This is a genomic window from Amycolatopsis sp. PSD-21 (assembly GCF_055561455.1).
In genome coordinates this window covers 280,756-306,936 of record NZ_CM145712.1, presented here as the reverse complement: position 1 = coordinate 306,936, position 26,181 = coordinate 280,756, and the positions used below count along the sequence as shown (strand labels likewise).

The 26,181-nt window shown below is 69.0% G+C and carries 25 protein-coding genes; 5 read left to right on the top strand and 20 right to left on the bottom strand.

Features of this window, described 5'->3' with window-relative positions; genetic code table 11:
• Positions 1–20 precede the first annotated feature (20 nt).
• Genes ACZ1DY_RS01590 through glf form a run of 3 tightly spaced genes read right to left on the bottom strand, consistent with a single transcriptional unit; the run spans position 21 to position 2,711 of the window.
• Entirely contained in the window at positions 21–980 is a 960-nt protein-coding gene (locus ACZ1DY_RS01590) for a decaprenyl-phosphate phosphoribosyltransferase (RefSeq protein WP_063277319.1), read from the bottom strand.
• Positions 977–1,492: a phosphatase PAP2 family protein gene (locus ACZ1DY_RS01585; protein ID WP_037333445.1), complete on the bottom strand. Its 516-nt coding sequence runs from the start codon at positions 1,490–1,492 to the stop codon at positions 977–979. Before ACZ1DY_RS01585 ends, ACZ1DY_RS01590 begins: the two co-directional genes overlap by 4 nt.
• A complete protein-coding gene (glf, locus tag ACZ1DY_RS01580; RefSeq protein ID WP_126732438.1) occupies positions 1,485–2,711 on the bottom strand; it encodes a UDP-galactopyranose mutase in 1,227 nt (408 codons plus the stop codon). Before glf ends, ACZ1DY_RS01585 begins: the two co-directional genes overlap by 8 nt.
• A gap of 81 nt (positions 2,712–2,792) precedes the next feature.
• On the opposite strand from glf, the gene ACZ1DY_RS01575 reads away from it, so the two are divergent.
• Positions 2,793–4,802 carry a DUF6541 family protein gene (locus ACZ1DY_RS01575; protein ID WP_465483419.1) on the top strand — a complete coding sequence of 670 codons (2,010 nt, stop codon included), beginning with the start codon at positions 2,793–2,795 and terminating at the stop codon, positions 4,800–4,802.
• A 324-nt stretch (positions 4,803–5,126) separates the two neighbouring features.
• Here ACZ1DY_RS01575 and ACZ1DY_RS01570 read toward each other — a convergent pair whose 3' ends face one another.
• A complete protein-coding gene (locus tag ACZ1DY_RS01570) occupies positions 5,127–6,020 on the bottom strand; it encodes an LLM class flavin-dependent oxidoreductase (RefSeq protein WP_465483418.1) in 894 nt (297 codons plus the stop codon).
• Positions 6,021–6,102: 82 nt separating this feature from the next.
• Between ACZ1DY_RS01570 and ACZ1DY_RS01565 the strand changes: the two genes are divergently transcribed.
• On the top strand, positions 6,103–6,903 hold the full coding sequence (locus tag ACZ1DY_RS01565; RefSeq protein ID WP_257489852.1) for an HAD family hydrolase: 801 nt from the start codon (positions 6,103–6,105) through the stop codon (positions 6,901–6,903).
• 111 nt (positions 6,904–7,014) lie between these two features.
• Here ACZ1DY_RS01565 and ACZ1DY_RS01560 read toward each other — a convergent pair whose 3' ends face one another.
• Genes ACZ1DY_RS01560 through ACZ1DY_RS01550 form a run of 3 tightly spaced genes read right to left on the bottom strand, consistent with a single transcriptional unit; the run spans position 7,015 to position 10,837 of the window.
• On the bottom strand, positions 7,015–7,749 hold the full coding sequence (locus ACZ1DY_RS01560; RefSeq protein ID WP_126732442.1) for a lysophospholipid acyltransferase family protein: 735 nt from the start codon (positions 7,747–7,749) through the stop codon (positions 7,015–7,017).
• A gap of 53 nt (positions 7,750–7,802) precedes the next feature.
• Entirely contained in the window at positions 7,803–9,230 is a 1,428-nt protein-coding gene (wsfD, locus tag ACZ1DY_RS01555) for a glycan biosynthesis hexose transferase WsfD (protein ID WP_465483417.1), read from the bottom strand.
• Positions 9,227–10,837 (bottom strand): hypothetical protein, encoded by a 1,611-nt coding sequence (locus ACZ1DY_RS01550; protein WP_465483416.1) that lies wholly within the window; start codon positions 10,835–10,837, stop codon positions 9,227–9,229. The genes wsfD and ACZ1DY_RS01550 overlap by 4 nt, the downstream gene beginning before the upstream one ends.
• Before the next feature lie 261 nt (positions 10,838–11,098).
• Here ACZ1DY_RS01550 and ACZ1DY_RS01545 point away from each other — a divergent pair, with 261 nt between their 5' ends.
• A complete protein-coding gene (locus tag ACZ1DY_RS01545) occupies positions 11,099–13,051 on the top strand; it encodes a DUF6541 family protein (RefSeq protein WP_465483415.1) in 1,953 nt (650 codons plus the stop codon).
• On the opposite strand, the gene ACZ1DY_RS01540 is transcribed toward ACZ1DY_RS01545, so the two are convergent.
• From ACZ1DY_RS01540 to ACZ1DY_RS01510, 7 genes are read right to left on the bottom strand one after another with little or no spacing between them, the layout of a single operon-like run.
• The gene (locus ACZ1DY_RS01540) at positions 13,048–14,016 is read right to left on the bottom strand and encodes a lysylphosphatidylglycerol synthase transmembrane domain-containing protein (protein WP_257483698.1); all 969 of its coding nucleotides are present in this window, start codon (positions 14,014–14,016) and stop codon (positions 13,048–13,050) included. The genes ACZ1DY_RS01545 and ACZ1DY_RS01540 overlap by 4 nt on opposite strands.
• Before the next feature lie 34 nt (positions 14,017–14,050).
• Complete coding sequence (locus ACZ1DY_RS01535; protein ID WP_465483414.1) at positions 14,051–15,301, bottom strand: acyl-CoA reductase; 1,251 nt, start codon at positions 15,299–15,301, stop codon at positions 14,051–14,053.
• Positions 15,298–16,350, bottom strand: a complete 1,053-nt coding sequence (locus ACZ1DY_RS01530) for a LuxE/PaaK family acyltransferase (protein WP_465483413.1) — start codon at positions 16,348–16,350, stop codon at positions 15,298–15,300. Before ACZ1DY_RS01530 ends, ACZ1DY_RS01535 begins: the two co-directional genes overlap by 4 nt.
• A complete protein-coding gene (locus tag ACZ1DY_RS01525; RefSeq protein ID WP_465483412.1) occupies positions 16,347–17,744 on the bottom strand; it encodes an AMP-binding protein in 1,398 nt (465 codons plus the stop codon). The genes ACZ1DY_RS01530 and ACZ1DY_RS01525 overlap by 4 nt, the downstream gene beginning before the upstream one ends.
• A complete protein-coding gene (locus ACZ1DY_RS01520; protein ID WP_185927063.1) occupies positions 17,744–18,499 on the bottom strand; it encodes a glucose 1-dehydrogenase in 756 nt (251 codons plus the stop codon). Before ACZ1DY_RS01520 ends, ACZ1DY_RS01525 begins: the two co-directional genes overlap by 1 nt.
• Positions 18,499–18,738 (bottom strand): acyl carrier protein, encoded by a 240-nt coding sequence (locus ACZ1DY_RS01515; protein ID WP_034309750.1) that lies wholly within the window; start codon positions 18,736–18,738, stop codon positions 18,499–18,501. Before ACZ1DY_RS01515 ends, ACZ1DY_RS01520 begins: the two co-directional genes overlap by 1 nt.
• A gap of 10 nt (positions 18,739–18,748) precedes the next feature.
• Positions 18,749–19,480, bottom strand: a complete 732-nt coding sequence (locus ACZ1DY_RS01510) for a UDP-N-acetylglucosamine acyltransferase (protein WP_465483411.1) — start codon at positions 19,478–19,480, stop codon at positions 18,749–18,751.
• A 158-nt stretch (positions 19,481–19,638) separates the two neighbouring features.
• Here ACZ1DY_RS01510 and ACZ1DY_RS01505 point away from each other — a divergent pair, with 158 nt between their 5' ends.
• Together ACZ1DY_RS01505 and ACZ1DY_RS01500 are read left to right on the top strand one after the other, a co-directional pair.
• Positions 19,639–20,745, top strand: a complete 1,107-nt coding sequence (locus tag ACZ1DY_RS01505) for a DegT/DnrJ/EryC1/StrS family aminotransferase (protein ID WP_192747476.1) — start codon at positions 19,639–19,641, stop codon at positions 20,743–20,745.
• Positions 20,742–21,701: a Gfo/Idh/MocA family protein gene (locus tag ACZ1DY_RS01500; RefSeq protein ID WP_192747475.1), complete on the top strand. Its 960-nt coding sequence runs from the start codon at positions 20,742–20,744 to the stop codon at positions 21,699–21,701. Before ACZ1DY_RS01505 ends, ACZ1DY_RS01500 begins: the two co-directional genes overlap by 4 nt.
• A 16-nt stretch (positions 21,702–21,717) precedes the next feature.
• On the opposite strand, the gene ACZ1DY_RS01495 is transcribed toward ACZ1DY_RS01500, so the two are convergent.
• The 6 genes from ACZ1DY_RS01495 to ACZ1DY_RS01470 form a co-directional block, all read right to left on the bottom strand.
• Positions 21,718–22,464 carry a hypothetical protein gene (locus ACZ1DY_RS01495; RefSeq protein ID WP_465483410.1) on the bottom strand — a complete coding sequence of 249 codons (747 nt, stop codon included), beginning with the start codon at positions 22,462–22,464 and terminating at the stop codon, positions 21,718–21,720.
• Entirely contained in the window at positions 22,461–22,970 is a 510-nt protein-coding gene (locus ACZ1DY_RS01490) for a SigE family RNA polymerase sigma factor (RefSeq protein ID WP_126732456.1), read from the bottom strand. Before ACZ1DY_RS01490 ends, ACZ1DY_RS01495 begins: the two co-directional genes overlap by 4 nt.
• 45 nt (positions 22,971–23,015) lie before the next feature.
• Complete coding sequence (locus ACZ1DY_RS01485; protein WP_465483409.1) at positions 23,016–23,585, bottom strand: copper resistance CopC family protein; 570 nt, start codon at positions 23,583–23,585, stop codon at positions 23,016–23,018.
• A 75-nt stretch (positions 23,586–23,660) separates the two neighbouring features.
• Positions 23,661–24,197 (bottom strand): Uma2 family endonuclease, encoded by a 537-nt coding sequence (locus ACZ1DY_RS01480; protein WP_465483408.1) that lies wholly within the window; start codon positions 24,195–24,197, stop codon positions 23,661–23,663.
• 168 nt (positions 24,198–24,365) lie between these two features.
• On the bottom strand, positions 24,366–24,992 hold the full coding sequence (locus tag ACZ1DY_RS01475; RefSeq protein WP_126732461.1) for an acyltransferase: 627 nt from the start codon (positions 24,990–24,992) through the stop codon (positions 24,366–24,368).
• Entirely contained in the window at positions 24,979–26,175 is a 1,197-nt protein-coding gene (locus ACZ1DY_RS01470; RefSeq protein WP_126732462.1) for a glycosyltransferase family 4 protein, read from the bottom strand. Before ACZ1DY_RS01470 ends, ACZ1DY_RS01475 begins: the two co-directional genes overlap by 14 nt.
• Positions 26,176–26,181: the final 6 nt, after the last annotated feature.

Genomic DNA, 26,181 nt, shown 5'->3' with positions numbered 1-26,181 from the left:
GCTGTGTGTGAGCTGTCGAATCAGAGATAGAACGACAGGAACAGCGTGATGACCCAGCTCGCGCCGAGCACCTGGAGCACGCGGTCCTTGAGCGCGATCTCCTCCGGCTCGCCCGCGTTGCCGCCGTCGACGTCGACGGCGTAGCGCAGGACGGCCACCACGAACGGGACCATCGAGACGACCGCCCAGACCGAGTCGTGCTCGACCTGGCGGATCTCGAACGCCCACAGGCAGTACGACATGATCAGGATCGCCGCGGACGTCGCCCAGACGAACCGCAGGTAGCTCGCCGAGTACTTCTTCAGCGAAGACCGGATCTTCGCGCCCGTGCGCTCGAAGAGCATGATCTCGGCGTAGCGCTTGCCCGCCACCATGAACAGCGAGCCGAACGCGGTGACCAGCAGGAACCACTGCGAAAGCGCGATACCCGCGGCGACACCACCGGCGATCGACCGCATCAGGAAGCCCGAGCCGACGATGGCCAGATCGACCACCGGCTGGTGCTTGAGCCCGAAGCAGTAGCCGAGCTGGACGGCCTCGTAGACCGCCAGCACGACCGCGAGCTGCCAGCTGGCGAAGAACGAGATGCCGAGGCCCGCCGCGAAGAACACGGCGGCCGCGACGAACGCCACCGGCACCGGCACGATCCCGGCCGCGATGGGCCGGTTCCGCTTGGTCGGATGCGCCCGGTCGGCCTCGACGTCGATCGCGTCGTTGATGAGATAGACCGAGGAGGCCACCAGCGAGAACGCCGCGAAGGCGATCAGCGCGGCGATCAGCAGGCCGGTCCGGTCCGTCGACTTCGAAAAGGCGAAGAACGGTGCGGCGAACACCAGCACGTTCTTCACCCATTGGCGCGGGCGTGCCGTCTTGATGATGCCGCCGACGAGACCGCCGGCGACCTTCTTCGGTTCGGCGGCCTCGGCCACGGGTTCTACGTCGTCAGGCTTGGAATCGGCCTTCTCGGTCGTTTCACTCATCGTCGCTTCAGCTTCCTACGTATCAGGCCGCCGACTACGCCCCCTAGGGCCGCTCCGGCCAGAACGTCGGTCGGGTAGTGGACGCCGAGCACGAGCCGGGAGGCCAGCATCGGCGGTACCAGGGCCGGGACCAGGTTACGCCCGGTCAATCCGGAGTAGAGCACCGCCGCCGCCGTAGTCGATGTCGCGTGCGAGGACGGGAAGCTCAGCTTGCTCGGCGTGGAGACCAGGACCTCGACGCTCGGGTGGTCCGGTCGTGGCCGCCTGACCACGCGTTTCACCGCGATCGACGCCGCGTGCGCGCCGACGACCCCGGCCGCCGCGACCAGCCAGTCCTTGCGGCGCTTCTTGTCGACCGCCGCCCCGACGAGCCCCAGCGCGAACCATCCCGCGCTGTGCTCGCCGAAGTGCGAAAGACCCCGGGCCGCCTTCACCGTGACGTCGCTCTTCAGGACGCCCTGTGCCTTCGCGAGAACAGCCACCTCACCGGTGGGAGCGCCCTTCTCAAGCATCGAGGGACCCGTCGAGAGGCGCGCCATCGGTCAGGTGCGGCGCGATCTTGTTGTCGAACGCGGTCAGCGCCGAGCCGATGGCCATGTGCATGTCGAGGTACTTGTAGGTACCGAGACGGCCGCCGAACAGCACGTTCTTGTTCTTGGCCTCGGCCTTCGCCAGCTCGCGGTAGGCCTCGAGCTTCTCGCGGTTCTCCGGGGTGTTGATCGGGTAGTACGGCTCGTCGGCCTCGCCGGCGAAGCGCGAGTACTCGCGGAACACGACCGTCTTGTCGTTCGGGTAGTGCTTGCGCTCCGGGTGGAAGTGCCGGAACTCGATGATCCGGGTGTAGGGCACCTCTTCGTCGTTGTAGTTGACGACCGAGGCTCCCTGGAAGTCACCGGTCTCGACGACCTCGGATTCGAAGTCCACCGTGCGCCAGGTGAACCGGCCCGCGGAGTAGTCGAAGTAGCGGTCCAGCGGCCCGGTGTAGACGGTCGGGGTGCCGGCGGGGATGTGCTCGCGGACGTCGAAGTAGTCGACGTTCAGCCGCACCTCGATGTTCTCGTGCTCGGCCATCTTCTCGAGCCACGCGGTGTAGCCGTCGACCGGCAGGCCCTCGTAGGTGTCGTTGAAGTACCGGTTGTCGAAGGTGTAGCGGACCGGGAGCCGGGTGATGATGTCGGCGCCGAGGTTCTTCGGGTCGTTCTCCCACTGCTTGGCCGTGTAGCCGCGGATGAACGCCTCGTAGAGCGGGCGGCCGATCAGCGAGATCGCCTTCTCTTCGAGGTTCTGCGCGTTCGCGGTCTCGAACTCCGACGCCTGCTTGGCGATCAGCTCGCGGGCCTCGTCCGGCGTGTGGGACTTGCCGAAGAACTGGTTGATCAGCGCCAGGTTCATCGGCAGCGGGTACACCTGACCCTGGTACTTGCCGAACACGCGGTGCTGGTAGTTCGTGAACTCGGTGAAGCGGTTGACGTACTCCCACACACGCTTGTTGGAGGTGTGGAACAGGTGCGCACCGTAACGGTGCACCTCGATCCCGGTCTCCGGCTCGGCCTCGGAGTAGGCGTTACCACCGATGTGGTGCCGCCGCTCCAGCACGAGGACCTTCTTGCCGAGCTCGGCCGCGGCCCGTTCGGCGACGGTCAGCCCGAAGAATCCGGAGCCGACCACGATGAGGTCGTAGCCGGTGTAATCGGCTTCAGTAATCTTGTCGGGGTTCGTGTGCGCGCTCACGGGCGTCGAGGGTACGCACGTCGACTCCGAGCCCTGCAGCGAGCATCGGTTTTCACCTTCGACAGACACATTTAGGAAGCAGTGCCTACTCCGGACACCTTCTGGTCGTACTTCGGTGCGACCCTCACCTATCTGGCCGTCCTGGCGGTCCCCGGCGGGCTCGTCGGCCGGGCCGCGGGCCTGCGTGGCTGGGCCCTGGCGGGCCTGGCCCCACTGCTGTCCTACACGGTAACCGGACTGGCCGGTCCGTGGCTGGCACTCGCGGGTGTGTCGTACAACCCGCTGACCGTGGCGGCCGTCACGGCCGTGCTCGCCGGGATCGGTTTCGGCCTGCGGAGGCTGGGGCAGGCACGCGGCTGGATCAAGCCGGGCGCTGAGGAGCCGCCGACGAAGTGGCACCCGCGCGCGCACTACGCCGTCGCCGCCTGCGTCGCGCTGGCCGTGGGGATCTCGATCCTCGTGGTGCTTTCGGCCCGCGGCGGGACGACGGCGGTGTTCCAGCGCTGGGACACCGTCTTCCACGCGAACGGCATCCGCTACATCGCCGAGACCGGCGACGGCTCGCTGACCGGTATGGGCACCATCAACTGGTACCCGGACGGCTCGTTCTACCCGAACGCGTATCACCTGGTCGGCTCGCTCGTGTACTCGATCTCGGGCACGACGATCCCGGTCACGCTGAACGCCATCACCATGCCGGTCGCCGGCGTGTTCGCGCTGTCGATGGTCGCCCTGATCCGCCAGCTCGGCGGGCGGGCGGTGTTCGCGGGCTGCACGGCCCTGGTGGCCGCCGCGGCCACCACCGGCGCGTACGAGTCGGTGTCCAGCGGGCTGCTGCCGTTCGCGCTGGGGATCGTGCTGACGCCGCTGGCCGTCGTCGCGCTGGCCCGCTTCCTCGCGCGGCCCGGCCTCGACACCGGCTACGTGCTCGCGCTGACCGCGGTCGGCCTGCTGGCCGCGCACTCGTCGGCGCTGTTCGGTGCGCTGCTGTTCGCGTTCCCGCTGGTGGTGCAGCGCTGGTACCGCGCCCTGCGGCACAAGCCGCTCGACGGAGTGCCCGAAGGCCGTGGCGGCTGGCGGGTGATCGGCGGCGACGTCGCCAAGATGGTGCCGGTGATGGTGGGCAGCGGGCTGCTCGCGGCGCCGCACATCCTCGGCGCCCTGAAATTCACTTCGGGTTCATACCCTTATTACGCGTGGGGCTCCGACCTGCCGGTCGTGAAGTCGCTGGGCCTGCTCGTGACGTTCCGGCAGGTGCTGAGCGCCCCGCAGGTGTGGCTGACGGTGCTGCTGGTGATCGGCGTGCTGAGCCTGTTCCGGCTCGGCCGGATGCGCTGGCTGGGGCTCTCGGCGATCGGCTTCTCGGCGCTGTTCGTGCTGGTCGCCTCGTTCGGCGCCGAACCGTGGGTGATCTCGCTGTCGCGGCCGTGGTGGAACGACCGGTACCGCCTGATGGCGCTCGCCGCGATCCCGCTGTGCCTGTTGGCCGGGCACGGGATGGCGGAGCTGCAGCGCTGGTTCGCGAAGTGGGCGAGCGGGCGCTCCTGGGTGAAGAGCCGCCCCGCGCTGCCCGCCCGGCTGGGGCTGGCGACCGCCGTGTTCGTCGTGGCCGCGTCGGCCGTGCTGACCAAGGGTTTCTACACGGAGTCGAACGCGCACGCGGTGTCGTTCCTGTACTACAACGGGCCCGAGGGCGAGGTCACGCCGCCGGTCAGCGCCGACGAACTGGCCGCGATGAACGAGCTGACCAAGATGAACGTCGGGCCGGACGAGAAGGTGCTCAACGAGCGCTTCGACGGGACGGCCTGGCTGTACGCGATCACCGGCATCCACCCGGTCGCCGGGCACTACGACCCGGGCGTGCCGCCGCCGGACGCCAAGTACCTGGCGCTGCACTTCCGGGAGTACGACACCGACCCCGAGGTGCGGGCCGCGGTGCGGCGGCTGAACGTCAAGCACGTGCTGATCGGGAGCACGCCGATCAAGATCGGCGAACCGCCGGCGCCGGGCCTGCGGGACCTGGACGGGCTGGACTTCCTGCGGAAGGACTTCAGCAACGCGGGTGCCTCGATCTACACGCTGACGCGCTGACCACCTGCCGGCGTAAGACGCGTGCTTGAAGCCGTATGACGCGTGCTTGAAGGCGTAACACGCGTGTCTCCCGCCGGAACTCGCGAGTTACGCCTTCAATCACGCGAGTTACGGGTCTGGACACGCGAATCACGGCCAAAAGATAAGGCTCGCGTGGTCGCGGACTGCCCCTGCCGCGACCACGCGAGCCTCAGTCCCCCATTCACCCCCGGGGTGACCCATGAGGGGCAGCCGTCGCCGGCCGCACCCACTCGCTGTACTCGTCTGTCAGACGACCACTGGGCGGAACCGGTTTACCGGACCCGCCGATGTCACCCGATCGGCCTAAGAACTTCTTCCCTGGAGTACCGGGAGTACGTCGCTCGCGACCTCTTCGAGGGTCGACTCCCGGCCGACGTAGTAGTCCCCGGACCGTGGCCAGTGGGTGACGATGTCGGTGAAGCCGAGCTCCCCGGCCCGCCCGGCGGCGTCGGCGAACGCGCCCGCGCTGGAGAGCGAGAAGACCGGCGCCGAGTCGAGGCTCAGGAACCGCTGCACACTCGTCTTGTCCCTGCCCACGACGTCGAGCCGCTCGTCGAAGGTCTTCACGAGATCCGCGACGCCCTTCCACCACTCGTCCTGGGTGTCCGCCTTGACGCCCGTGGTGGCCCAGCCCGCGCCGAACCGCGCGGCGAGCGTCATCGTGCGCGGACCGTTCGCGGCCACCAGGAACGGCAAGCGCGGCCGCTGCACGCAGCCCGGCTGGTTCCGCGCGCCCTTGGCCCGGTAGTACTCGCCCTCGAAGTCGAAGCCGTCGGTCATCAGCAGCCCGTCGAGCGCTTCGACGAACTCGGCGAACCGGTCCGTGCGCTGTTTGACCGACAGCTCGGGGCCGTCGAGGACGACGGCGTCGTAGCTGGTGTTCGTGACGCCGGCGCCCACGCCGAGGATGAAGCGGCCGTCGGAGATGTCGTCGAGGGTGGTCAGCTCGCGGGTGAACGGCACGGGATGCCGCGCGACCGGCGAGGCGACGAAGGTGCCCAGTCTGATCCGCGACGTCACCATCGCGGCCGCCGTCAACGTCGGCATCGCACTGAACCACGGGCCGTCGACGAGGGTCCGCCAGCCGAGGTGGTCGTACGTCCAAGCGTGGTCGAAGCCGTATTCCTCGGCGGCCCGCCATTTCGGCTCGGCCGCCCACCAACGATCTTCCGGAAGGATCACGATGCCTACGCGCACACCGGGGAAGGTACTGGTCCAGACCGACACTTCGCCCGATGGGCGGATCTTCGGGGATGATGTGCGGGTGGAAAAACCCCTCTTGATCGCCTCCGACGTCGACGGAACGCTGCTCGGCCCGCTGGAGGTCCTGTCCGAACGCACGATCGACGTCGTCCGGCGCGTCGCCGACGCCGGTGTGCCGTTCGTGCTGGCCAGCGGCCGTCCGCCGCGCTGGATCGCGCCGATCGCGAACCCGCTCGGCCTGACCGGGTACGCGGTCTGCGCGAACGGCGCGGTGCTGTACGAGATCGGGACGGACCGGATCGTGGCGGTCCACGGACTGCTCGAACCCCAGCTGCTGCACGACACGGTGAGTGCTCTTGATCACGCTCTGCCCGGCTGCCGGTTCGCCGCGGAGCGGGTCGGCGGCTCCGCGCTCGACCCGGAGATGCGCAACTTCGTGATCGAGCCGGACTACCACAACCCCTGGGGCAACCACGAGGGCACGGAGGCGCCGCGGGCCGAGGTGCTCGGGCATCCCGCGATCAAACTGCTGATCAGCAGGCGCGGGATGAGCTCCGACGAGATGGCGCGGGCGGCGCGTGAGGTGCTCGACGGCTCGGTGGACATCACCTACTCGACCAACACCGGCCTGATCGAGGTCGCCGCGCACGGCATCACGAAGGCGACCGGTCTGGCCGAGGTCGCCGAGCGGCTGGACGTCCCGGCCGAGCGGGTGATCGCGTTCGGGGACATGCCGAACGACGTCGAGATGCTCGGCTGGGCCGGCCACGGCGTCGCGATGGCCAACGCGCACCGGTACGCCCTCGACGTCGCCGACGAGGTGACCGCGCCGAACTCCGAGGACGGGGTCGCGCAGGTGCTGGAGCGCTGGTTCTAGCGGGGCGCGGTCCGGGTGGCCGTCGGACTGTCGCGTGTCGCGAAAGCCACTTTCGAGACACCTAGCGTCGCGAAAGTGGCTTTCGCGACACGGCAGCGGGGCGCCGGCGGGCTAGCGGCCTTCGCGGTCGAGCTTCGCGGCCTCTTCCGGCGTCGGCGCGGTGCCGCCGAGGTGCGCGGGCAGCCACCAGCGCTCGTCGTCGGACGACGGCTTCTCCGGGTAGCCGGCCTGGACGCGGTCCACGAGCGCGGACATCCGCACGCGAAGGTCCTTCGAGAGGACTTCGGCGTCTTCGTCGGCCTTCGGGTGCATCGGCTCGCCAACGAGGATCGAGATCGGGACGTGGCGTTTGGTGAGGTCCTTCGGGCGGCCCTTGGTCCACAGGCGTTGCGTGCCCCACAGCGCCATCGGCACGACCGGGACACCCGCCTCGGCGGCCATCCGGACCGCGCCGGACTTGATGTCCTTCACGGTGAACGACCGGCTGATCGTCGCCTCGGGGAACACGCCGACGACCTCCCCGGCCTTCAGCCGCTCGACGGCTTCGCGGTACGACGCGAGACCGGCGCCGCGGTCGACGGAGATGTGGTGCATACCGCGCATGAGCGGTCCGGCGATGCGGTTGGAGAAGATCTCCTTCTTCGCCATGAACCTGACCAGGCGCTTCGCCGGCTGCGCGCCGAGGCCGCAGAAGATGAAGTCGAGGTAGCTCACGTGGTTGCAGGCGATGACCGCCCCGCCCGTCGACGGGATGTGCTCGGTCCCCTCCACCCGGATGCGGTTGTCCAGCACCCGGAACATCAACTTCGCCGCCATGATGACGGGCGGGTAAACGAGCTCAGCCATTCGTTCAGGTTACGCTACCGTAGGGTAACCAACCTACGGTAGCGTAGGTCACATCACTCCGAGCGCGCGAAGGTCACCAGCGCGAGTGCGACGCCGAGCACCGTGCAGTACAGCGCGATCACCTGGTGCTTGACGTTCTCCAAGCCGTCGCCCAGCGCGGCCAGCACGAACTGCCCGGCGGCGACGGCGAGCAGGAAGCCCAGCACGACACCCAGCGCGGCGCGCCGCGTCTTCCAGCCTCGCCAGGCGATCAGGGCCCATATCGGCAGCAGAGCGAAGAAACCCAGCGGTGCCAGCAGTTTCGTCACGGTCGAAACGATCGGGACGCGGTATTCCTGGGTTTCCGGGGCGAAGCCGGCCGACCGGTCGAAGCTGCCGAGGTAGGGCGGCCGCGCGGTGAGCAGATCGCCCGCCGCGCGGTCCAGGATCTCGACGGTGCGCCACGGGTGCGTCGCGAAGTACTCGACGACGTTGCGCCTGCTGATCTGTTCGCGGTACTTCGGGTACTCGGGGTCCTGCGTCGCGGGCTTCGGATGCCACCAGCCGTTGCCCGCGTACTGGCCGAACGAGGCGGGCAGGCCCAGCGCGGCGAGGTCGGCCGCGGTGTCGTGCCGACCGTCCACAATGGTCAGGAAGATCGTGTTGAACATGTTGATCTCACGCGAATCGTCGCCCGGCCGCGCGGCGAGCGAGCCATCGGGAAGTTTCGCCGGTTCGACGGTCTGCTGCGCATAGGCCGTGCCACCGGCGAGCGCGCCGATGACGAACACCACGGGCAGCCAGCGCCTCAGGCCGCGAACGCCGTCCGGACGGACGAGCAGCGCGGCGAGCGCGAGCAACGGCAGGATCATCAGCGTCTGGACCTTGGCGTTGACCGCGATCAGACCGCCGAAGAGCAGCACGGCGAGGCCCGCATAACGCCACCAGCCGGGCCGAGCGGCGAGCAGCAAGCCGCCGACGGCGAGCAGAAGACCGAGGAAGGCGGCACCTTCGCCGAGCACGGAGGCGAAGTAGCCGAAGAACGCGGAGTCCGCGACGACCAGCAGCAGCCCCACGGCCGCGAAACCGCGGACGCGGCGCGAGTACGGCAGCCCGACGACGATCAGCGCGACCGCCGCGGCGGCGAGAACGCTGGTGAGCACGCCGAGGACGACCAGGCTCAGCGTCGATTCGAGGCCGAGCACCCCGCCGATCGACCGCGCGATCCGCGCGAACCAGCTCTGGGTCAGGAGATAGGTGGCGTCGCATTCGCCTGCCGGGACGGTGTAGGCGAGGTGGACGAATCCCTCCGGCTTGCCCTTCCACGGGATGCCCGCGCCGCACAGCACGCGGAAACCGTCACCGTTGTCGGACATCGCGATCGGCCGCGGCACGAGGAAACGAACCAGGAGCACGGTGAGCGCGGCGGCGAACACACCGAGGCCGAACAGGCGCGAGGTCGCCTCACGCGCTGCCGGTCTGCTGGGGGAAACGACACTCACGAAGGGCACGGTACGTGGCGGAAATCCGGCGAGCGGTCGAGGGCCGAGGTGACCGCTCGCTCGACGTCCGCCCGCGGGAACACGGTGATCCACGACGAGGTTCCTTCACGCGCGAAGGTCGCGACGCGGTACCTGGCCGCGTACGCCGGGTCGATCACGCAGGTCTGCTTCGCCGAGTAGCCGCTATCAGTGACGACGGCGATCGTCGGATGCCGCCGGGAGACGACGGCCTCGCCCGTTTCCTCGGCCTGGCCCCGGACGCCGACGATCTGCAGTCGTGTCCCGGCGTGATACGACAGCACGCCGGGAGCGGAGGTGCTCACGACCGAACCGGGCGGGAGGTAGGCATCGAGCCAGCGGCCGATCTCCTCCATCTGAACGCCGTGGTCGTGCCAGGCGCGCACGCGGGCCAGCATCTCCGGGCTGAACACCGACACCAGCACCGCGAGCCCGGACAGCGCCACCGCGGCGGCGGGCATCAGCCGCTGGACCGGCGGACGCGGGCGGGGGCTCGGTTTCGCGGCCGCGACGAGCACGCCGTAAACGGACACGGCCGCCACCGACAACAGCGGCGGGATCGGCGCCAGCAACCGCCAGGCGGGCCCGGCGTCGCCGCCGAAGAAGACCACGAAACCGGTGAGCGCGACGGCGGTGACCAGCATCAGCCAGGTCAGCGACCTGGCTTCGGCTTCGTGCGGCGTCCGGCCGGTCCGGCGCAGCAGAAGGGCCACCACGGAGATCAGGCCGAGCAGGAGGAAACCCTGGTGGACCAGCGAGAAACCCGACAGATACCGCCACCCGGCGTCGATCCGGGCGGGCAGCTCGAGGTCGAAGGGGATGACGACCGACGTCGGCAGGACATGGTCGTAGTAGGTCACCCGCCAGGCCGTCCACGGCGCCGCGAAGACGAGCCCGCCGAGCAGCCAGCCCACCGGTGACCACCAGGTGTAGCGGCCGCGCAGGGCGGCGGCGACCAGCCAGAGCCCGACCAGTACCGCGAGCAGGAACCCCGCCGGGCGCGTCATCGTCGCGAAGGCGACGAGCACGCCCGCGACCACCGGCCGACGGGCCGCGAGCGAGGCGAAGACGCCGAACACGAGCAGCACGAACAACGGCGTCTCGGAGCCGGATCCGCCGTACGCGGCGAGCCCTCCGGCGCCCGCGACGAGCACCGCGGCGGCCACGCCATAGGCCGGGCGCGCCTCACCGGCGGCCCGCGCGACCACGCGGTTCACCGTCACGTGGGCGAGCAGGACCACGCCGAGCGTGGCGAGGACGCCGAGCACGATCGCGGACGTCTCGATGTCGGCCCCGAAAGCGGCCTTCGGCAAAGCGATCACGATCATCCAGAGGAAATTCGCGTAACCCTCGATCCGCTCGCCGGGGTTGAACACCGGGCCGTTGCCGTCGGCGATGTTCTGGGCGTAACGGAAAGTGATGTACGCGTCCTCCGCGATGGTCGAAAACATCAGCTGGTGCACCAGCGAGAAAACGAGGGTCAGCAGCAGCGCGCAGACGCGCCAGGCCTTGTCGGCGCCGATCCTCGGCCAGGCCACCAGTACGAAGATCGCGACCAGGAACCAGGCGACGACGAGCGCGATCACCACCTGATCCCCACCCTCCCGGGCCGAGCCACCCCGTGTGCGAAAAGACTACGGTCAAGTATCGATCACCGCGCCGGTGCGTTTCTTTCGGCGCAGTCAATTGACACGAATGGGCCAGCAAGTGTGCACAAAGTAGGCAATGTTCCGCCCTTGTGCCGGGCCGGATGTGACTCCTTCGGGTAACGGTGCCCCGCGGTTAATCTGGTTTCCCATTCCGTTCCGCACCTCGGGGGTTCCGTGCGGATTCCCCACCCGAGGTAGCCCGTGCCCACCCAGACCTCCCTGTCGGCCGACGTCGTCACGCTGTGCGTCGCGCTGCTCGTCATCGGTCTCCCCGGTCTGCTCACCGGGCTCGCCGCCGGCCTGCGTGGCTGGGTGCTCGCGGGGATGACGCCGTTGCTGAGTTACGCGATCGGCGGTCTCGCCGGGCCGTGGGCGGCCGCTCTCGGGCTCCCATTCAACCCGGTGACGTACGCGGTGGCGACGGCCTTGTTCGCCGGAGTCGCGTTCGGTCTGCGAAGGCTCACCCTGCGCCGATGGCCGCCCGCGCCCGACGAGCCGCTGTGGGGACGTTCCGGGCATCTCGCGGTCGGGGCGTGTCTGCTGCTCGCGGCCGGCGTCGGGATGTACGCGGTGGTGCGCGGGATGGGCAGGTTGGACGCCATCCCGCAGGGGTTCGACGCCGTCTATCACGCCAACGGTGTCCGGCAGATCGCCGAAACCGGGGACGGCGGCCTGTTCGGCACCGGCGAGGTCAACTGGTACGGCGGCGCGGCGCCGGTGTTCTATCCCAACGCGTACCACCTGCTCGCGTCCGTGGTGTACCTGCTCGGCCCGGCGACCATCCCGCTGACGCTGGACGTGAACACCGCGCTGCTGCCCGCGTTGCTGGCGTTGTCGCTGGTCACGATGGTGCGCGTGTTCCGGGGGCGCGCGGTGTTCGCGGGCGCGGTCGCCCTCGTCTCGATCGCGCCGGTGATGGGCCTGTACGAATCGATGAGCAGGGGACCTTTGCTCCCGTTCCTGCTCGGCCTCGCGCTGACCCCGCTGGCCGCCGTCGCGGTGAAGCGCTACCTCGACCGGCCCGCGCCCGACACCGGTTTCGTGCTGCTGGCCGCCGCTCTCGGGCTGCTGTGCGTGCACTCGTCCGCGTTGTTCGGCTCGATGCTGTTCGCCGGCCCGCTACTGCTGCAACGCTGGGTCGCGCCGGGCGAACGGTGGCGGCGGATCGGCCGGGACCTGCGCGCGCTGGCGATCGTCGCGGTCATCGCGATCGGCGTGGCGTGGTTGCAGCTGTTCGGCGCGATCGGGCTCGCGAACGGCGAGGTGCCCTACCGCAGCTGGCCGGTCGAATGGCGGGCGACGACGGCGCTCGGCGCGCTGCTGGGCTTCCAGCACCACCAGCCGTATCCGCAGGTCTGGCTTTCGGCCGCGCTGCTGCTGGGCTTCATCTTCTTCTCGCGGCTGGGCGGGCTGCGCTGGATCGGCGTGACGGCGTTGATCACCGGGTTCGCCTACATCGCGGTGACGTCGTCCGAGCAGCCGCTCGTGCTGGCGCTGTCCCGGCCGTGGTGGAACGACCCGTACCGGTTCATGTCGATGGCGGCGATCCCGCTGGCGATCATCGCCGCCCACGGCCTCGCCGAGACGCAGGCGTGGCTCCGGGACAGCGTGACGCACCGGAAGGTGCCCGCGTTCGCCGTCGCGGTGGTGGTGTTCGGCGCGTTCGCCTTCCTGAGTGACGGTTTCTACGCACGGTCCAACGCGGAGAAGATCGCGCCCGGCTACGCGAACACGCCCGGCGTGAATCCGCACAAGCTGCCGGTGAGCCCGGACGAGGTCGTCGCGATGGAGAAACTCGCCGAGTTCGTGAAACCCGGCGAGCGCGTGCTGAACGACCGGCTGGACGGGACGGTGTGGACCTACGCGCTCTCCGGCGTCCGCACGACTTCCGGGCATTTCGACGAGACGCTGCCGCCGCCGGACGTGGGGCTGCTGGAGTGGCATTTCCGCGAGTACCCGTCGAACCCCGAGGTGCGGGCGGCGGTGGCGCGGCTGAACGTGCGGTGGGTGATCCTCGGGCAGTACGGCTACCCCACGGGCGCCCAGCGCCAGCCCGGGCTGCGCGATCTGGAGGGGCTGAACTTCGTGACCGAGGTGTACCGCAACGCCGACGCCGTCATCTACCGGCTGACCCCCTCGCGATTAGCCGACTAATCGCGGGCTACGAGGCGGGCCGAGAGGGCGGCGCCACCGGCGGTGATCAGATCGGCGACGGTGAACATCACCCGCGAGGCGATGGCGAACGCCGTCGCCTGGACGACGGTGAGACCCGAGGCGGTCAGCACGGCGACCTGCGCGACCTCCCGGACGCCGACGCCGCTGGGCAGGATGAACGCGAACGTCCCGACGGTCATCGCGACGGCCATCGCGCCGACGCACAGCACGAACCCGCTGAACCCGGGCGTGCCGACGGAGTTCGCCAGCAGCCACAGGTGCACGCCCTGGAGCGCCCACGCGGCGGTCGAGGAGCCGAAGACCTTCCCGACGACCGACCAGCTCAGCCGGTGGTCCAGCGGCGGGCGGCGCAGGATCCGCAGCACGAGCGACGTGCCCCAGGTGAGCACGCGCGGGTGCAGCATGGCCAGCCCGACCGGGATCAGCACGAACAGCCACAGCGCCCGCGGGCTGTTGCTGAACACCGCGGGGGCCGCGAGCAGCGAGACGACCAGGGCGGACACCACGCCGACACCGAGCTGGATCAGCGAGCCGGTGAAGATCCGGGCCCTGGCGAGCCCGGCCTTGCGGCCAAGCTCCATCTGCAGCAGATACGCCCACACCGAACCCGGCACGTACTTGCCGAGCGAGCCGACGAGGCAGATCTGCGCGCCGCGGGCGTAGCCGATCGGCTTGCCGAGGTCGTCGACCATGACCTGCCAGCCGTAGGTCGACACCATGATCGCGGCGATGAGCGCGAGCAGGCTCAACGTGGAGGATTCCCACGCGACCTCGGACAAGGTCCGCCAGAATTCACCCCAATTGGTGACCAACGTCTTCGCCGCGAAACCGACGACCAGCAGGATGGCGACCCAGCGGACGACGTCGAGGATCTTCGCCTTCGTGGATTTCGGTTGCTTTACGGAAACCGAAGTGTCCTCTTCGGGCGTTTCGACGGTCGTCACTGAACCTCCTCTGCTGCTACCTCGTCACCGCAGGTCAGGCCTGTACGGTCACCAAGCGGCTGAACTCGGTCAGCAGATCGTAGCCGTCCCAAATCGCGGAGAACGTCAGGGCCGAGCCGAACGGAACGACGCGGTCGACGCCGCGGCCCGCCAATTCCGTCACGAATTCCGTCAATTCTTCTTTGGTGAAGCCGAATTGACCGACGGTTTGATCTTTGCGGAGCACGATCGGGACGAGGTCGGAAAGCGTGTCGACGCGCGCGTTGGCGAAAGTACCCGCGCCGAGCCATTCGCGCGGGAGGATCGCGGGGTCGGCCAGTTCGAGGGTCGCGATGCCGTTGCCCTGGAACTCGATGCCGTTCACGAGCCCGTCGACGGCGGCACCGTACGCCGAAACCCGCTTCTGCACGGCCATGGCGGGCTCGGTGACGTGCTGTTTCGTCGCCAGTACCTCGGCAAGCAGCTTCCGGAACTCCTGTCCGGCTTCGCGGGCTCCGTCTTCGTCTCCGACCCAGAACACCGCGCGCGGCGACGAGCAGGCGGCCTGGTCGAACCAGTACGAGTCGTTGTAGAAGCCCTCGGCCGCGCCGCGGCGTTCGGCTTCGGAAGCGTTCTGCCAGCCGCGCACCGACGCGACCGCGAACGACGACCGGTCGGGGAAGGTCAGGTCGCGCGCGTGCGGGGCGAGCGGATACTTGCGCAGCGCGGCGACCGAGGCGTCGCCGCCCCAGATCACGCGCAGATCCGCGGCGACCGAGAGCGCACCACTGATCGCGTCGCTGCGGTCGTAGGTGACCATGCGCTGGGTCGCGGTGATCGCGGCGGCGGTGTCGGCGTCCACTTCGGACAGTGCGGCGTTCAGCGCCTCCAGCACCGTTTCCGCCGCGCCGGCCGAACGCGAGGACACGCGGACGACGTTGTGGTTACCGGCCAGCGCCGAAAGCGCCCACGAGTACACGAAGATCGTGTCGACGTTGGCCGGCGGCACGTGGAAGACGAGTCCGCGCGGGAACCGAAGCGCGTCGCCGGAAGTCTCCAAAGTGGACAGTGTCTTCAGCGCCTTGGCGATCTCTCCCTTGCGCAGGAAGAAACCGAGGGACGCCAGCTCCGGGAAGCGCCGGGCCGTCGCGGGGGCGAGCAGCTTGCGCGCGAACTTCGTCAGGAACTCGACGACCCGCGGGTCGCCCACGCGAAGCCGTCCGCCGACGGGCTCGGCCCGCAGCTCTTCGACGAGCTTGTCGACCTCGATCGCTTCCGCGAGCGGAAAACGCTGGTTCAGGCTCATGCCGCCGCTCCCTGGAAGGTGTCCGAGCAGCCGCGGGCCTCGGCCTTGGGCAGCCTGCCCATCACCGAGAAGTGCTTGCCCGGCCAGTCGCCGTCGTCGATTCCGTTGTAGACACCGAGATCCTCGGTGAGCAGGACGTGGCCGGGGTACGAGTGCGGCAGCGTGCTGACGACCTCGATCACGCCGGGTTCGCCGACCGGCTGCTCTTCCCAGGTCTCCGGGTTCCGGATCACGACGTCGGCGAAATCGGGGCAGTACAGCGAGTTCCCGGACGGTCCTTCGAGGAACACGGTACCGATCTGCTCGATCATCCCGTAGTAGTTGTGGATCCGGGTGAGCCCGGTGTCCTCTTTGAAGCGACGGCGGAACTCGGCGTTGTCCACCGCGCGGTCGATCAGCTTCTTCCAGCCGCCGGAGTGGATCAGGATCCCGTTGGAGAGGTCCAGCTTGTGCTCGCGGGCGACCTCGTAGAGGTACTGCCACACCATGAAGGTGAAGCCGAAGATCAGGAACGGCTTGTCACCGTAGGTCGCGAGGAACGTCTTGACGGCCTCGACGTCCGGCTGGTCGTTCTCGTCCAGGACGTAGGTGTGCTTGCGGCCGAAGTTCGCCATGCCCAGCACGCCCGCGCCGCGCGCGGAGAACGAACGGCGGTTCTTGATGATGCCGATGGTGTCGACCATCAGCATCGGCAGCCGCTCGCCGCCGAGGACCTCCTGCAGCGTGGCGCCGAGCTGCTTGGTCTGCGCGCCGGCCGCGGCCTTGTCCAGGTAAATCCGTGACGCGCCCGCACCGGTGGTGCCCGACGAAGTCAGCGTCTTGAAGATCTCGGACTCGGGGATGCTGCGCAGGTCGTGCGTCTTGAACATCCGCACCGGCAGCCACGGCAGGTCCGCGATGGACGCGAACTCCGCGTCCCGCGCGATGCCGAGCGACGAGAGGATGCGCTCGTAGCCTTCGGAGTTCTCGCGGTGGTGCGCGGTCAGTTCGGCGAGCTGCGGAAGCAACTGCTTCTCGCGCTCCGCCTGCGAAAGCGTGAACACACTCATACCTGGGCCTCCAGCGACCGGTAGTCGATCTTGCCGCTGGCCAGCAGCGGCACGGTGTCGATGGGGCGGACGTCGAACCCGCTCGTGTGCAGGTGCAGCCGCTCGGACAGCGCCTTCGCGGCGTCCTTGCAGATGTCCTTGTCGGCGCCTTCGGCGAACAGGACGACCTTGTCCCCGGCCGGGACGGCGGCCACGACGTCGATCCCCACCGAAGCGGAACGCACGGCGTGCTCGAGATCATCCAGGCTGACCCGGTTGCCGAAGACCTTGCCGATCCGCTTGAGCCGTCCGGTGATGTAGAGGAAGCCGTCCTCGTCGAGGTAGCCCAGGTCGCCGGTGGCGAGCACGCCGCCGTACTCGTCGCCCGCGGCCAGGCCGGCCTCGTCCTCGGCGTAGCCCATCATCACGTTGGGCCCGCGGTAGACGACCTCGCCGACGATCTTCGGATGCGTGGTCTCGGAACCGTCCTCCCGCCGGATCGCGAAGGAGCCGCCGGGCAGCGCGGGCCCGGCCGAACCGAGCTTCTCGGCGAGCCGTTCGGCCGGGACGGTGGTCATCCGCGGGGCGGCCTCGGTCTGCCCGTACATGACGAACATCCGCCCGCCGACCTCGCGGATCTTGTCGTTGAACTGGGCGACCAGGTCGTCGCGGAGCTTGCCGCCCGCCTGGGTGAGCGTGCGCAGCGTCGGGTACTTCGCCGGGTCGAACTTGAGGCGGCGGAGCATCTCGTAGTGGTACGGGACGCCCGCGAGCGAGGTGACCTTGTGCTCGTTGACCGCGTCCCAGAATCCGCGTCCGAGCACGCCCGAGGGCTCGATGACCACGGTCGCGCCGCGGACGAGGTGCGAGTTCAGCACGGACAGGCCGTAGCTGTAGTGCAGCGGGAGGCTGGTCGGCGCGATCTCGTGACGGTCGATGCCGAGCACCTCGGCGATCGCGTCGGCGTTGGCGAACACCGCGCCCCGCGAAAGCCGGACCAGCTTCGGGTTGCCGGTCGAACCGCTGGTCGGCAGCAGGATCGCGAGATGCGGATGCGGTTCGACACCTTCGGCGGACTTCCGGACCCAGTGCCCGTCGGAAACGCCGTAACCCTCGGGGGCGGGCGCGTCCGGCGCGGACAGCACGGCGGCCGGGCGGAAGCGCTCGATGAGCCCCGCCAGGACGTCGGCGTCCAGCGCCGGGTCGATCAACGCGATCGCGCGGCCAGCCTCGAACGCGCCGAGGTAGTTCAGGACGCTCGGGAGGTCCACCGACATCCGCGCGAACAGCGCGCCCGGCGGCAGCAGCGACAACGCGGCACCCACGCGGGTGACCTCGGTGTCGAGTTCCTCGCCCTCGAGCGTCCTGCCGCTCGTGACGTCGATCAGTCGCGCACCCACACCCAGAAGGGTCATTACAGAACCAAGCCTCCGTCGATGCCCAGCACCTGCCCGGTGATGAACGAAGCGTCATCACTGACGAGGAACCGGATCGCGTTCGCCACGTCTTCGGGCGTGCCGAGCCGCCCGAGCGGGGTCTTGCCGATGTTCTCGGCCTTGGCGTCCTCGGTCAGGCCCGAGGTCAGATCGGTGTCGATGACGCCGGGCGCCACCGCGTTGACCCGGATCCCGGAGCGGCCGAGCTCCTTCGCGGCCGAACGCGCGATGTTCGCCACCGCCGCCTTCGAGGCCGCGTACACCGTCTGACCAGCACTTCCGTGCTCGCCGACGATGGAAGCGAGAACGACGATGGCACCAGCACTGGTGCCTCTATCGCCGGCGGGCGAGGCTTTCTTGCGCATCATCGCCCTGGCCGCGGCCTGGACGGTGTGCAGTGTGCCGGCGACGTTCGTGCTCAGCGTGGTGTCGACCAGTTCCTCGCGGATCATGCCGAGGAGCGCGTCCTCCATGATCCCGGCGTTGGCGACCACGATGTCGAGCTTGCCGTGCTCCTTGGCCACCCCGCGGACCAGCGTCGACACGGCCTTGGCGTCGGTGACGTCCAGGGCGAGCCCGCTCGCGGCCCCCGCCGCGGCCGCCGCTTCCTTGGCCTTCGCCTCGTCGCGGCCGGTCAGCACCACGGTGGCGCCCGCCTCGGCGAGCGCCCGCGCGGTCGCGAGCCCGATCCCCCGGGTCCCGCCGGTGACCAGGGCGACCTTCCCGTCCAGCATCACTTGGACTGGAGGTCGGTCACCATGTCGACGGCGACCTTGAAGCTGGACATGTCGATCACCTGATCGGTGTCGAACTCCACGTCGAACTCGTCCTCGATGGCCGCGACCAGCGCCATGTGACCGACCGAGTCCCAGGCCTCGATGTCGCGGTACTTCAGGTTCTCGACGTCGACGTCGCCATCGAGGTCCAGCGCCTCGACGAAGACCTCACGCAGCTTGCCGGCGACTTCCGCCATCGTTGAACTCCTAATGCTCTTCGCGCGGACGGGCGTCCCACGCCTTCACCAAGGTAGAGAGGTCGCCGGGCAGCCGGTCGGCCAGCCCGTCCTCAGGGAGACCGGCCTTACCCTTCAGCCACGGCCCCAGTGCCTCGATGGTGGCCTCGTCCAGGCCGCGGCGGGACAGCCCCACGGTGTTGACGCCCGTCACCCGTGCGGGGTTGCCGACGGCGATGGTGAACGCGCCCACCTCCTTGCGGACCGCGGAGCCCATCCCGACCATCGCGCCGGGGCCGACCACGACCCGCTGGTGCAGGATCGCGCCCATGCCCAGGTTCGCCCCGGACCAGATGTGGCAGTGGCCGCCGGTGATGACGTTCGAAGCGACCGTGACGGCGTCCTCGACGACGCAGTCGTGGGCGATGTGGGAGCCGCGGAGGAAGTAGCCGCCGTCGCCGATGCTGGTGGTGCGCCAGGTGCCCTGGTGGACGCTGACGTACTCGCGGATCCGGTTCCGGCTGCCGATGACGACACCGTGGCCGTCGTGATCGGGATCACCGTTCGGCGCGGCCTCCCAGGCGGCGGGGTGTTCGCGGCCACGGTCCTCACCAGGGGTCCCGATGGTCACGTGCGGGCCGATCCAGTTGCCGTCCCCGATCCGCGCCGGGCCCACGATGATCGTGAACGGTCCGACGACGTTGTCCTCGCCGAGCTCGACACCCTCGCCGATGACTGCTGTCGGGTGGATGCGGTTCACCACGTGAAGTTCCGTTCGTCGTGGCTGGAGACAGCCTGGGGTAATGGGCGCTTCGGCGGTCCCGGTAACGTGTGGCCCGCGCCAGAGCGGGCGGCCGGGCGCAGAACCGGCGGCTCACTGTACCGGACGCACCAGAACGCCCAGTCGAGAGAGACTTGCAGATGATCCCCATTACCGTGGTCGACGTCCGTGACGCGGAGGACCTCGTCGTCGAGGTGCTGCGATCCGGCGCCATCGCACAGGGACCGATGGTCAAGCGCTTCGAGGACGCGTTCGCGAGCGTTTCCGGCACGAAGCACGCGATCGCCGTCAACAACGGCACCACCGCGCTGGTCGCCGCCATCCAGGCGCTCGACCTCAAACCGGGCGACGAGGTCGTCACCTCGCCGTTCACCTTCGTGGCGACGCTGAACGCGATCCTGGAAGCCGGCGCGACCGTCCGCTTCGCCGACATCCGGCGCGACGACTTCGCGATCGACCCGGACGCCGTGGCCGCCGCGATCACCGACCGCACCAAGGTCCTCATGCCGGTGCACCTCTACGGGCAGACCGCGGACATGGGCAAGCTCGCGCCGCTGGCCGCCGAGCACGGTCTCAAGGTCATCGAGGACTCGGCGCAGGCCGTCGGCGCGTCGTTCCAGGGCAAGCCGTCCGGCTCGTTCGGGATCGGCTGCTTCTCCTTGTACGCCACCAAGAACGTGACCACCGCCGAGGGCGGCGTGATCACCACGGACGACGACAAGCTGGCCGACAGCCTGCGGGTCCTGCGCAACCAGGGCATGCGCGCCCGGTACCAGTACGAGGTCGCCGGGCACAACTACCGGATGACCGACCTGCACGCCGCGGTCGGCATCCCGCAGCTGGAGAAGCTGGACCAGCTCACCGCCGCCCGCCAGGCCAACGCGAAGCGCCTCACCGAAGGCCTCGCCGGCACCCCCGGCCTCGACCTCCCCCAGGTCCTGCCGGGCCGCGAGCACGTGTGGCACCAGTACACCGTGCTGGTCGGCCCGCACGCCTTCCTCTCGCGTGACGAGCTCGCCGCCGCCCTCACCGAACGCGGCATCGGCAACGGGATCTACTACCCGAAGATCGTCTTCGATTACGACTGCTACCGGAACAACCCGCTGATCCCCGACGCGAAGGTCGAGGACTTCCCGGTGGCCGCTTCCGTCGCCGCGCAGGCGCTTTCCCTGCCGGTGCACCCGCACCTTTCCGAGTCCGACCTGGACACCATCATCGAAACGGTTCGCGAGGTACTCGGCGCATGAGCACCCACAAGATCGCCCTCATCGGCACCGGGAACATGGGTTCGCTGCACGCCCGTGTCCTCGCCGCGAACGAGCGCGTGGACCTGGTCCGCGTCATCGACCCGCGTGAAGAGGCGGGCCGCAAGGTCGCCGATCGGTACGAAACCCAATGGACGCCCGAAATCGGCTCTCTGTCCGATGTGGACGCCGTCGTGCTCGCCTCGGCCACCGAGGCGCATTACGAGCTGGCGCAGGAGATCCTGGGCCAGGGCAAGCCGATGCTGGTCGAGAAGCCGGTGTGCAACAGCTTCGCATTCTCCCAGGAGATCGTGGGGCTGTCGGCGAAGAAGGACGTCCCGCTGATGTGCGGGCTCCTGGAGCGCTACAACCCGGCCGTGATGACCGCGCGGGCGCTGGTCAACGAGCCGATCCACCTGATGGCCCGCCGCCACGGCCCGTACGCGCCGCGGATCAAGACCGGTGTCGCGTGGGACCTGCTGGTGCACGACGTCGACCTGGCGATCCAGTTCTTCGGCGGCGCGACCCCGCAGCGGGTCGCCTCCGGCGCGGGCTACTTCCACCCGAGCTCGGTCGAAGGCGCCGAGGACACCATCGAGACGGTGCTGTCGTTCGAATCCGGGCTCGCCACGGTTTCCGCGTCGCGCCTCGGCCAGCGCAAGGTCCGCTCGCTCTGGGTGTCCGAACTGGACCGCATGATCGAGATCGACCTGCTCCGCCGCGACGTCACCATCTACCGGCACGTGTCGCACGATTCGGTCACCGAGGACGGCCTCGGCTACCGCCAGCAGACCGTCATCGAGATCCCGGAGCTGGTGACCGCGCGCGAGCCGCTCGCGACGCAGCTGGACCGCTTCGTCGACCTGCTCGAAGGCAAGATCGACGCCGGCACCGAGCGGGACCTGATCCTGCCGTCGCACGCCGTCGTCGACCAGGTGCTGACGCAGGCCGCTGCCTGATCTCTCGCATTTCGCGTTATTTGGTGAGGCGCTGGCCCTTCGCGTCGTACGCGACGAGGGGGGTCAGCACTCCGGCCGACTCCACCTGGGCGCCGTCGAACCAGAAGATGACGACCGACGGATCCTCGCTCCAGGGAATCGCCTTGGCCTCGACCGGCTTCCCGCGGACGGTGCTGGTGATCCGCGCCGCCGGCCCGGCGAAGTAGCCGAACACGGGCACGAACGTCCCCCGGATCACGTCGCCGCCGTCCACCGCGTGGAAGCCGAACGACCGATCGGATCCCTTGAACTCGTTGCTGGCCAGGAGCGCGTCGTACTCACCCGACTGGCTTCGGTACGCGACCTGGAGGCCGAACCTGACGTCCGGCATCCGCGGCTCTTCGATCGCGAAGGCGTAGAGCACCAGCTCACGGCCGCCTTCTCCCTTGACCCCGAGTGGGATCGCCTCACCGAACGGCTGATCCGCCGGAGCCGCGGTGATCGTCGGGCTCGCCGGGGCGGGCTGCGGCGGAACGGGCGAGCTCGCGACCGGCGCGCTCGCCGCGGGCGGAAGCGGGCGCTGAGCCGGTTCCTTGAGCGCGACCGCGCCGACGATGACCAGCACCGTCACCACGGCGGCCGCGATCCCGCCCCCGCCGGTCGCGAGACGCCGACGGCGGCGGATACGCCTTCCCTTGGTCATGATCGCGTCGAGGTCGGGCTCGGCGAACCCTCCGGCGGGCGGTTCCCGCAAGGCCGAACGCAGCGTTTCGAGGTCGGTCATCGTCCCAGCCCCCCGATCAGTTCCGTGCCGTCCTCCGCGGTGATCCGCAGCTTGCTCAGGGCGCGGGAATTGGTGCTCTTCACGGTGCCGATCGAGACACCCAGTTCGCCGGCCACGTCGGATTCCTTCAAATCGAAGAAGTGCCTGAGCACCACGACGGCCCTTTCCCGGTCTGTGAGCGTACGCAACGCGTCGAGCAGCCATTTCCGCTCGACGACGGCGCCGGCGACGTCCATACCGCTCGGCTGCTCGGGGATGTCCTCCGTGGCGTTCTCGCGGATCGGCCGCCGCCAGCCGTCGATGACGTGGTTGACCAGGACCTGCCGCGCGTAGGCGTAGGCGTCCTTGCGGCGTACGCGCGACCAGGCCGCGTACGTCTTGGCGAGCGCCGTCTGGGTGGCGTCCTCGGCCTGGTGACGGTCGCTGGTGAGCAGGTAGGCCGCATGCTGGAGACGAGTCGCCGAGTTCCGCACGAACTCGACGAACTCATCATCGCCGCGAGCCACCCTGGTCCTCATCTCCGTTCGACGGTTGACCACCTGAAAGGTTGCTTAGTTCTTCCGGCGAGTGAACCGGAGCGCGACGACGACACCGGCCGCGACCGCCGCGATCGCGAGAACGATCCACACCCAGGCCGGCACCAGGTTCTCGGGCGTGGTCCCGGCGGCCTGCGGTGCCGGGTCGGCGCTACTCGCCGGGGCGGGGGCCGGGGCTTGGCTGCTCGACGGGCTCGGGGAGGCCGCGGGTGCGGGTGCGGTGAGGTTGAACTTCACCGAGCCGCTCGCGGCGTGCGTGTCCTCGAAGGTCACCTTGTAGCGGAGGGTGTACTCCCCCGCGGGCCCGACGGCCTTGACCGGCGCCGTGACGACCGCTCCGGCGACCTCCGCGCGGCCGACCGTCCACGACGCGTTCTCGGGGCCGGTGATCTGGATCGGGTTGTCGTCGGCCAGGGTGACCGGGCCCGAGAAGGTCAGCTTGATCTGCGTGGGCGGCGTCGCCAGCGAAGCACCCCTCGCCGGGTCACTGCTCTTCAGCTCCGAGTGGGCCAGCGCCGGGGACGCGGCGCCCAGCAGGGCCAACCCGGTGACCAGCAACGACGCGCCGAACCGTTTGAACCTCATCTGACACCCTTCTCACCCGGGGACTCCCGTCGAGCCTAGTAGCCGGGCTCGGTGGTGCGGTGGTTCCGAGGGCGCTCAGGGGCGCTGCGCGTGGCGGGTGGTCAGCGCGTCGAGGTCGAGGGTGAGCGGGGTGCCGTCGAGGTCGAGGCTCACCTTGCCGGTGTGCTCGCCGAAGTTCTCGTACTCGCCGTCGATCAAACGGTAGGTGGTCATACTCGCCGGTTCTTCGAGGTCGACGATCCAGTAATGCTCGATGCCCACTTCGGCGTACTCGGAGAACTTGGTGACCCGGTCGGTGCGGACGGTGCCCACGGACAGCACCTCGATGACAAGCCGCACGTCCTTCGGCGACGACCTGCGGACGTTCGGCTCGGTCGAGCTCGTGACGAGGACGTCCGGCACTCGGATGCTCAACGGTTCTTCGGCGAGCAGCAGTTCGACTCCGGCGAGGGCGACCAGATCCGGAAGGCGCTCGTCCAGCCAGTACGCGAGCCGCGTGACCGCCTGTTGGTGCCGCGTGTCCAGGAATGGCGCCGCGACCAGGACACCACCGGCCACTTCGGCCCGATTCCGGGGCATGGCCGCCCACTCGTCGAGGGTTACCTGAGTCATCGGCACCGAGCGTACTGCGGACTCGAGTGAGAATTCACCACTCGTCACAGTGATCGACGACCGTGCGCTTGCGGACGCGCGGAGCCATGTCGCGAAAGCCACTTTCGGGACATCAGACGTCGCGAAAGTGGCTTTCGCGACGTGGTCGCCGCGGCCGACCGGCTCTGACTACTCCGTGAAGTCGCCCGCCGGAGCACCCCAAGCCCCAGGAGTGTCCCCGCGCTCCTCAGCCAGCGCCCGCCGCCGCGCGTTCTCGGCGCGCACACGCTCCACTTCGGACTGGATGTACTCGTCGTCGTACTTCTGGAACACGCGCGCGGGGTTGCCCGCGACCAGGGTGCGCGGCGGGACGTCCTTGGCGACCACGGAATTCGGCTGCACGGTGGCGAAATCGCCGATCGTGACGCCTGCCATGATCACCACGAGGCCGCCGATGAAGCAGCCTTTGCCGATCTTCACGGGTTTGCGCTCGATGAGGTCGCTGCCGGAGTGGTTCTGCAGCGTCATGTTCGCGAGCCAGCTGGAATGCGTGAAGATCAGCGTGTTGAGCCCGATGCTGGTGTGCTCGCCGATCTCCAGCCCGCCGCTCGCGTCGAGCGCGGCGCCTTCGCCGATCCAGCAGTGTTCGCCGATCTTCAGGTTCTCCGGGCTGATGATCTTGACCCGTTCGCGGACCCTCGTCGACTCCGGCAGCCCGTAGAACTTCGCGCGCTCGGCGTCGTTCATGTACTGCGAGACGAGTTCGGTCAGGATCTGCGGGCGCAGGCGGTTGCTGCGCTCGTCATCGAAGAACATCGGCCTCGGTCACCAGTTTCTCGAAGGTACGCAGGTGTTCTTCGGCGACGACGTCGAGGCCGAAGTTGGCCCGCACCATCGCGCTTTCCCGCTGTGCCACCAAAGCCCGCTTCTCCGGGTCGTCGAGCAACTCGATGACGGTGTTCGCCACCGCCTCGCTGTCGTCCGGCCGCACCAGCAGGATGTTCTCGCCGTTGCGCAGTTCGATGCCCGGGTAGTTGTCCTCGGTGACCGACGCGATGGTCGCGGTGCCCGAAAGCATCGCCTCCAGCGACGCGGTGCCACAGCCGCCGTTGAGGTCGTGCGTGACGATGTCGGCGGCGGCGAAGTACGCGGGGACGTCGGCCTTCGGCACGGCGCCGGTCACGATGATGGCGTCCGCGACGCCGAGTTCTTCCGCCCGCTTCAGGAAGACGTCGTGGTAGACGCGGCCGACGACGACCACCTTCACCCCGGGGTGTTTGTCCAAAATGGACGGCAGCGCCTCGACCAGCGGGAGCCGGTTGCGCAGCGGGATCACGTGCCCGAGCGAGACGATCACCGGACCGTCGCCCAGCTGGTGCTCGGCCCGCACGTCGAGGGTCAGCGGCTTCTCGAAGTTCCCCGTGTCGACGGCGATCGGGAAGTAGTCCGAGTTCGCGTCGCTGGTGCCGTAGCGCTCGACGCAGTAGTCGACCCCGAGTTTGTCGAGGATGACGTAGCGCGGCTTCAGGTAACGCAGGATCGGGTTCACCAGCACCTTGTCCAGGAACCGGAAAACCCCGCCGTACAGCTTGTTGTCGCTGATCAGCAGCGTGTGGATGGTCAGCAGCATCGGCAGCTTGTGGCGCCGCGCATACAGCCCGGCCAGCCACGACAGGTCGAAGAACTGCCCGTGCAGGTGGACGGCGTCCGGCTTGAACTCGTCCAGCAGCTTCCACAGCCGCCGCCAGTTCCCCGGCCGCAGCGAGGCGAAGCTCATGTCGAAGTCGATCGACAGGCCCAGCTGCGGCATCTTCACCGCGGGCAGGCGGACGACGCGGTAGCCGTCCTTCGTCTCGTCGGCCGGGGCGTCGGCGTACGCGGCGGTGATCGCGAGCACCTCGTGCCCGCGCGCCGCGTACTGCTCGGCCAGGGACGCCGCCATGTGCGCGCTTCCGCCCACCCTCGGCGGGAAGAAGTTGTTCACCACGGCGATACGCATGGGGCG